This window comes from Devosia geojensis (assembly GCF_000969415.1).
Classification (GTDB): Bacteria; Pseudomonadota; Alphaproteobacteria; order Rhizobiales; family Devosiaceae; genus Devosia; species Devosia geojensis.
In genome coordinates this window covers 1-7,106 of the sequence record NZ_JZEX01000002.1, presented here as the reverse complement: position 1 = coordinate 7,106, position 7,106 = coordinate 1, and the positions used below count along the sequence as shown (strand labels likewise).

Genomic DNA, 7,106 nt, shown 5'->3' with positions numbered 1-7,106 from the left:
CCCTCAACAAGGGGGAGGGAGGCGGATCGTGCCCCGTCCTAGTTCTGCGGCCCCTCGTTGAAGCGCAGCTCGTCGACTAGGGCAGCAGCCTCGTCGCGGTGGGCGGCGACTTCGGTCAGCGGCACCTGCGAGGCCTTGAGCTCGCCCCAGCTCTGCGTCAGCTCGGCCGGCGCGACGCTCGGCACCACCGGGAACTCGTAGTTGGTGTTGGCGTAGATCTGCTGGGCCTCGTCCGAGAGCAGGAAGGCGATGAGTGCGTTGGCGTTCTCGGCGTTCGGCGCGTGCTTGGCGATGAAGCCGCCGGCGACGTTCACCTGCGTGCCTTCACCCTCGAAATCCGGATAGATGATGCGCGCGGCGCCCGCCCAGTCCTTCTGCTCGGGCTCGGCCTCGTTGTTGAGCATGGCGCCCATGTAATAGGTGTTGGTGATCGACAGGTCGCACGTGCCCGCGAGGATGTTCTTGACGCCCTCGCGGTCGCCGCCCGTCGGGGCGTAGGCGAGGTTGTCGCGCACCCTGGTCAGCCATTCGCGGGTCGCATCGACCCCGTTGGCGGCGATCCGGTGGGCGATGAGCCCGATATTGTAGGGATGGTCGCCCGCGCGGGTGCAGAGCCGCCCCTTCCACTCCTCGCCCGCGATGTCGTCATAGGTGAGCGCCGTCGCGTCGACGCGGTCCTTGGAGACGTAGAAGACGCGGGCGCGCAGCGACAGCGCCGTCCAGTTGCCGTCATCGTCGCGGAAGGCTTCCGGCACGCGCTCGGCAAGCGCAGGCGCCGCGATCGGCTGCGTCAGCCCCTGTTCCTCGGCGGCGACGAGATTGCCGATGTCGACCGTCAGCACCACGTCGACCGGCGAGAGCTCGCCTTCGGCCGCCACGCGCTCGAGCAGGCCGTCGCCCGCATAGAGGACGTTCGCCTTGATGCCGGTCTCCTCGGCGAACTTGTCGATCAGCGGCTGCAGGAGGCTCTGCTCGCGATAGGAATAGATGTTGACCTCGCCGCTCTGGGCAAAGGCGGGCAGGGCGGCGCAGGTGAGCGCCATGGCGCTGGTCATGGCGAGAAGCGTCGTCTTGGTCATCCTGAAATCCTCCGGTGCCGTGGGAAATTCCCACGTTGGGTGACGCCCTTTTGTCGCCTTCGACCAGCAAAGTCAATAAGACAAACAAAAACAAAGACTTAGAGTTTGGAATGGCTCCAAACTACGCGGCAAATCACGAGCGGATTCAGGTGTTTAGCTGACTATGGAAATCGACTTAAGCGGAGGGCGGTCATCCCCGCTCGACGAGGTCGGCGGGAATGACCATGGAGAAGAGCATGCCCCGCTGTCCGGCCGGGTCGACCGAGAGCGAGAAGGCGTTGACGGCCAGAAGCGAGCGGGTGAGCGCCAGCCCGACGCTCGAGCGTACCGGGGTGAGCGCCTTGCCGTCCTTGCCCTGCCCGTCACGGAAGACGACGAAGCGTTCGGAAAGGTCGGTGCCGTTCTCGGAAGAATCGCGCACGTGGATGGCGATGCCGCCCTCGTCGGTCTCCTGGGCCGAGATCACCACCGCTCCGCCGACCGGCGTCTGGTCGATGGCGCTGGCGAGCAGGTTGAGCACGGCCTGGGCGAGCGAGGCGCGGTCGGCGGTCACGCGCGGCAGGTTCTCGGAGATGGCGTTGCGCACGATCACCCGGCGCATGCCCGCCTGCGGACGGATGCGCCGCACGCAGGATTCGAGCAGGCCTCTGAGGTCGAGGCTCGCCCGCTGCGGCAGGTAACGCCCGTCCTTGAGGCGCGCGTAGTCGTCGAGCTCGTCGACGAGCGCGGCGATCTCCTCGCCCGCCGTCTTGATGTCCTGCGCGTAGTCGAGATAGCGCGGATTGTCGATGCTGCCGAACGCGGCCGAGCGGATGAGGTCGGAAAAGCCGATGATGGTATTGAGCGGCCGCCGCACCCCGCGGCTTAGCCGCGCCAGCAGGCCCGCATCCGCATCGGAGGGCGGCGCGAGGCGCGGCGCCGCCGACGGCCCGGTGCGCACCACGAAGCCGAAATAGCCGGTGACCAGCCCCGCTTGCCCCTGGGTGAAGAGCAACAGTTCCACGTCCGGCGCCGCCGCCTTGACCTTCAAGGCCGGGCGCTCGGTCTCGGCGAAGCGCGCCGGCCGCTCGAGGAAGGCGCGCAGCGCCGGCAGGTCCGCCTGCGAGACGATGTCGGAGAGCCGCCGCCCGACCAGCACCTCGCCGAGGTCGGAAAGATCGGACGCGGCCTTCGGCGAGAGCGCGCTGACGATGCCCGCCCGCGTCGCCTCGATGAAGCCGTCGCCGCGCGCGCTGGAGAACGCCTCGGCGAAGGCGCGCACGGCCCCTTCGTGTCCGGTGCGCACTTCCGTGGCGCTGGCCGAGAGCATCAGGGCAGGGCGCCCCTGCCAGGAGATGGATTGCAGCCGCGCCGTCACCGGCACCAGCGTGCCGTCGTGCTGCACGAGGTGGTTGACCGGTCCGGCCGCATCGCCCTCGGTGCCGGGAAAGATCGCCGAGAGCCCCGCCTCGCGCAGGCGCTCGACCGAGTCGTAGCCGGTCATCTCGGTGATCGCCCGGTTGGCGAACAGCACCTGCTGGTCGCGGAACACGAGGATGCCGAGCGGCAGGCGGTTCAAGACCAGCGTCTCGCCGCCCAGATTGATGAGAGAGCCGGTGCCGGTCGAGGCGCGCTGGCGCGCGAGGATCGAGCCCGGCGGCGCCGAAGCCAGGTGCTCGGCCTCGCTCGCGGCAGGCTGCGCCGCCGCCATCTCGCCCACCCGGTCGGTGAGGATGCGCGACAGCTCGTCGAAATTGTAGCGCGAGACGCGCTCGACCGCTTCGGCGTCAGGGGTCTGCGCGGGCGGGGCCGCTGCGTCCTCGGCCTCGTCTATCGTGGCGGCAGGTGCGGCCTCATCGGCTTCGATGTCGGCAACAGGCTCTGCTTCGAGTGCCGGCTCCGCCGCCTCGCTCTCCTCGACGGCATCAAGCGCGGCGAGAGCCGCGAGGTCGGCCTCCGCCTCCGTCTCTTCGGGCGGCAGCGCAATCGTTTCGTCCGCCTCGTCTTCCTCGGCCGGGCGGCGCAGGTAGCGCCCGATCACGCGGAAAAGCCCGGCGGTCGTGCCCTCCTGCGCTGGTTCCTCCGGCGCGTCCTGCGTCTCGTCGGTCTCGCCTTCCGCGAACGATGCGAGGTCACTCGGCGATTCAGCCGGCTCGGCCGCGGCGTCGTTCGGTTCCGTCTCCTCGATCGGCTGGAACAGCGTGTCCTTCTCCATCAGCCGGTCCATCAGGTCCGGCAGGCGCTGCGTACTCTCGGGCGGGGCGGCATCGGGCTTGCCCGGGGCTTCCCCCGCGGGCTCATTGGGCGCAGCCGCATTCGAGGGCTCCGGCTCCTCGGCCGCGAACGCCGCATCCAGCCGCTCTTCATGCGCCTCGGGGGGCGCGGGCTCGGCCGGCGCGATCCGGTCTTCGGGTGCGCTTGGTCCCCTTTCGGCAATGGGGCCGCGGGCGCCGCCCATCCACAGCGTTGCATCGAGCGAGAGGTCCGCAGCGCCGCTTTCGAGGAGATTCTTGTCGATGGTATCGACGCCCACGATCAGCAGCGCCTGCTGGCCGGCCGCCCATTCGAGCGGCGTGCAGGCGCAGGTGGCCGAGGCCGGCTTCTCGCCCGCCATGAACTGGATGCGCGACAGGCTCGTGCGCCCCTGTGAGCCGAGGCGCAGCACGCGCGCGATCTGCCCCTTGATCGGCTCGGCGGGCGCGGCGACGCGCACCGAGTGCTTCTTGGCCTTGGCCAGGAAATAGGCGGCCGCCAGGTTGCGCCAGATCAGCGCGCCATCGGATGAAAACAGCCACGCCGGACGGGCGTCGTTCGCGTGCACCTGCACGCGGGCGGCGGTCGTCGATGTCATCGGGTCGGCATGCATGCTGGGCGGTCGCGCTCGGCGGTCGAGGGGCCTCTGCCGTGTGCAGCTTCGGCACACTGGCGCGGGCGCGTTAACGTTTCATCAATATAGCCTGCCGGCGGGCGGGTCCATAGTCGCGTGCGCGATGTGTCCCGGCAAGGCTGGCGACATGGTTAACTTGCCTCCGTTTCGGCCCTGTCGCGGCGGTTGCCGGGCGCTTTTGCGTTCGCTGCCGGCAAGGCGAAATCGGCCCTTGTCATCGCCGCCAACACGACCTATGTTCCGCCCCGCTTCGGCACGCCGGCCCCCAGGGCCGCGCCGTACACCTTGCCGCCTTAGCTCAGTTGGTTAGAGCGCTAGATTGTGGATCTAGAGGTCCTTGGTTCGATCCCAAGAGGCGGTACCACTCCCAGACATCGATGCTCTTTACCGCGTGACGCGCAGCTGCGCGAGGTTGCGGCCGATGTCTTCGAAGACCTGCACCAGCTGTTGGCCGGTATTGGCCTGGTAGGCATGGTCGGGACTCGAGGCGCAGTTGTTCATCATCGTCTGGGCCCCTGACGTGCTCGCGAGGTCGAAGCCGACCGTATACACGGTGATGCCGGCGGCCTTCATCGCGGTGCAGAGCGCCTGCGTCTGAGTATAGGAGCTGCCGTTGGGCGCATCTTCGTTGATGTGGGTGTCGGCACCCCCGCTGCCTGTGGTCGAGGATCTGCTGATAACGCCTTTGGAATAGACGGTATTGAATTCGCCGTCGGTCATCAGCACCACGGCCCGCATGACGTTGTCCTCGTCGGCCGGCGCCGGCTGGCTGGCCGCGGGCCAGGGGCCGTTGAAATTCGACGAGACCATGTACCAGGCCCAGGCGATGCCGATGTGCCCGGCCGTCGAACCCACCGCGGAGAGGTTCTGGGCAACACCCGAGAGCACCCCTTTGTCGGAGGTCAGCGGCACGATGGTGTCTGGCAGACAGTTGTTGCCGGCGCCGCTGCTCGGATAGTTCCGGCCCAGATATGCGGTGCTCGGCGGGTCGTCGGTAAAGGGATAGTCCGTGCGTTCCGTCACGCAGGTGCTGATCTGGTGCCGCCGCCAGTTGTTCTGGGCATTACGGAAGAAGAAATATTCGCATCCCGGCTCGGTGCAATAGGCGCGTCCCCCGGAGCTGTAGGCGCCATAGTCGCCATTGGTGCGCGAGGTGCCCGCCAGCACGAAGGTGTTGGTGGTCGTCGTTCCGACCTGCCAGGCGGCATGGTTGCTGTTGTTGATCCGCGTTCCGCCGACCGCTTCGATGTAGACGTATTGGCCCGTGCCAAGGCCGTGACGGGCCGAGCTCACAACGAGTTCGCATGAGGTGGTGAGGCAGCGGGTCGCGGTGCCCGCCGGGGTATAGGACTGGAAGGCGCCGTAGTTCCGTCCGTCGATCCCTTGCAACGCGAAGGTATTGGTCGCGCGGTTGGCGACCGTGAAGACGCGGTCGTTGATGTTCGTCATTCCCCGAACGCCGGCGATGAACACCCGGTCGCCGTTCTGGAAGCCGTGATTGTTGGACGTGATGACGACCGGGTTGGCTCTCGTCGCACCGGTGATGCCCTTGGCCGTCCCGTCTGCCCAGGCGACGTTGGTGATCGCCGTCGGCCCGGTTATCGGCCCGCGGATGGCCTCGGCATAGGCGCTGCCGACGTTGACGCCCATGGAGTAGGGCACCAGCGCCATCTTGGAATAGGTGGGGGTCTGCTCGTCCTGCACGACGAGGTTGATGAGCTCGCCGAGCGCGGCGCGCAGCGCTTCGATCTTTTGCTGCGAGCGCCCATTGCCCATGGCGATCGGATCTTTCATCGAGCCGGTGACGTCAAGCGCCACCGCCACCTCGATGTCGCGCGAGCCGCGCGTCGCCTCCGACTCGATGCGCGCCCCGAGATTGCGCACGCCCACCAGCCGCACGAAGATCGTGGGCACGTCGAGCATTGCGGCAAAGTAGAGCGAGCCGGTCTCCTGGTTGATCTGGATGTCCTCGATCGCGGCCGAGATGCGCGGATCGCCGATGCGCTCGACAACCAGCGCCTCGGCGCGCGCGCGGATGGAATCGGCGTCGACCTCCGCGGCCAGGATCTGCGAATGGAGCGCGAGCGTCGCCGCATCGAGCGCGACCTGCGCGCGGTTCCTGGCCTGCTGGAGCGAGACGAAGTCGACCACTGCCCCGGCCATGGCGATGAGGATGATCGCCATCAGACTGAAAACGACGGCAAAGACGCCCCGCTCGTCGCAGCGGAACCGCTCGATGAGGTGCAAAAATTGACGCATTGCTTTCAGGCTAGCCCCCACAGGCCCAATCCGGACGCGGGGGAGCATGCGGCAAAATCCTTAGGAAAGGACAACGCGATGGCGTTAAGGAAGAACGAATGATGCGCAGCGAATAGTCGATAGTTGCGGGATCCACCGAGAATCGGTGCACCCTCCCGCTACCCGCTACCCGCTACCCGCTACCCGCTACCCGCTACCCGCTACCCGCTACCCGCTACCCGCTACCCGCTACCCGCTACCCGCCATTGGCCATGACCGAAGACGCTGCCACTCTTTCCCGCTGTTCCTGGGCCGGCGACGACCCGCTCTACCGGCGTTATCACGACGCGGAGTGGGGCCGGCCCGTCGCCGACGACAACCGGCTCTTCGAGAAGCTCTGCCTCGAGGGGTTCCAGTCCGGCCTCTCCTGGCTGACGATCCTGAGGAAGCGCGAGCGCTTCCGCGAGGTGTTCCTGAGCTTCGACATCCCGCGCGTCGCCGCGATGGGCGAGGCCGATGTCGAGCGCCTGTTGCAGGACCCCGGCATCATCCGCCACCGCGGCAAGATCGCCTCGACCATCAACAACGCCGCCCGCGCGCTGGAGGTGCGAGAGGAATTCGGCTCGCTCGCCGCCTATATCTGGCGCTTCGAGCCACGCCCCGAGGAGCGCCCGGCCCGGATCACCCGCGAGGCGGTCTTTGCCATGCCGCAGACCGAGGCCTCGCGGGCGCTGAGCAAGGACCTGCGCAAGCGCGGTTTCTCCTTCGTCGGCCCGACGACGTGCTACGCCTTCATGCAGGCCATGGGCCTGGTCAACGACCACTATGAGGGATGCTTCTGCCGCGACGAGGTGGAGGCTTTGCGCGAGGAGTTCCGAAGGCCCGGGTCGGCTCCCCTCCCCCTTGAGGGGAGGGGCTGGGGG

Annotated in this window: 4 protein-coding genes and 1 tRNA gene; 2 read left to right on the top strand and 3 right to left on the bottom strand. The window is 67.7% G+C overall.

What is annotated here, in order from left to right; genetic code table 11:
* Positions 1-38: 38 nt before the first annotated feature.
* Together VE25_RS00055 and VE25_RS00050 are read right to left on the bottom strand one after the other, a co-directional pair.
* A complete protein-coding gene (locus VE25_RS00055) occupies positions 39-1,079 on the bottom strand; it encodes an extracellular solute-binding protein (protein ID WP_046106530.1) in 1,041 nt (346 codons plus the stop codon).
* Positions 1,080-1,269: 190 nt separating this feature from the next.
* Positions 1,270-3,909, bottom strand: a complete 2,640-nt coding sequence (locus VE25_RS00050; protein ID WP_152664451.1) for a sensor histidine kinase — start codon at positions 3,907-3,909, stop codon at positions 1,270-1,272.
* Positions 3,910-4,232: 323 nt separating this feature from the next.
* On the opposite strand from VE25_RS00050, the gene VE25_RS00045 reads away from it, so the two are divergent.
* Positions 4,233-4,309, top strand: a tRNA-His gene (locus VE25_RS00045).
* 20 nt (positions 4,310-4,329) lie between these two features.
* Here the strand turns inward: VE25_RS00045 and VE25_RS00040 are convergent.
* Complete coding sequence (locus VE25_RS00040; protein WP_046106528.1) at positions 4,330-6,204, bottom strand: TadE/TadG family type IV pilus assembly protein; 1,875 nt, start codon at positions 6,202-6,204, stop codon at positions 4,330-4,332.
* Between the two features lie 251 nt (positions 6,205-6,455).
* On the opposite strand from VE25_RS00040, the gene VE25_RS00035 reads away from it, so the two are divergent.
* A partial coding sequence (locus tag VE25_RS00035; RefSeq protein WP_152664450.1) for a DNA-3-methyladenine glycosylase I occupies positions 6,456-7,106 on the top strand: 651 nt, incomplete at its 3' end.

What these genes read in the sequence shown, in the direction of transcription:
- VE25_RS00050 (WP_152664451.1), bottom strand. Translation starts at nt 3,909, where the DNA reads ATGACATCGACGACCGCCGCCCGCGTGCAGGTGCACGCGAACGACGCC.
- VE25_RS00040 (WP_046106528.1), bottom strand. Translation starts at nt 6,204, where the DNA reads ATGCGTCAATTTTTGCACCTCATCGAGCGGTTCCGCTGCGACGAGCGG.
- VE25_RS00055 (WP_046106530.1), bottom strand. Translation starts at nt 1,079, where the DNA reads ATGACCAAGACGACGCTTCTCGCCATGACCAGCGCCATGGCGCTCACC.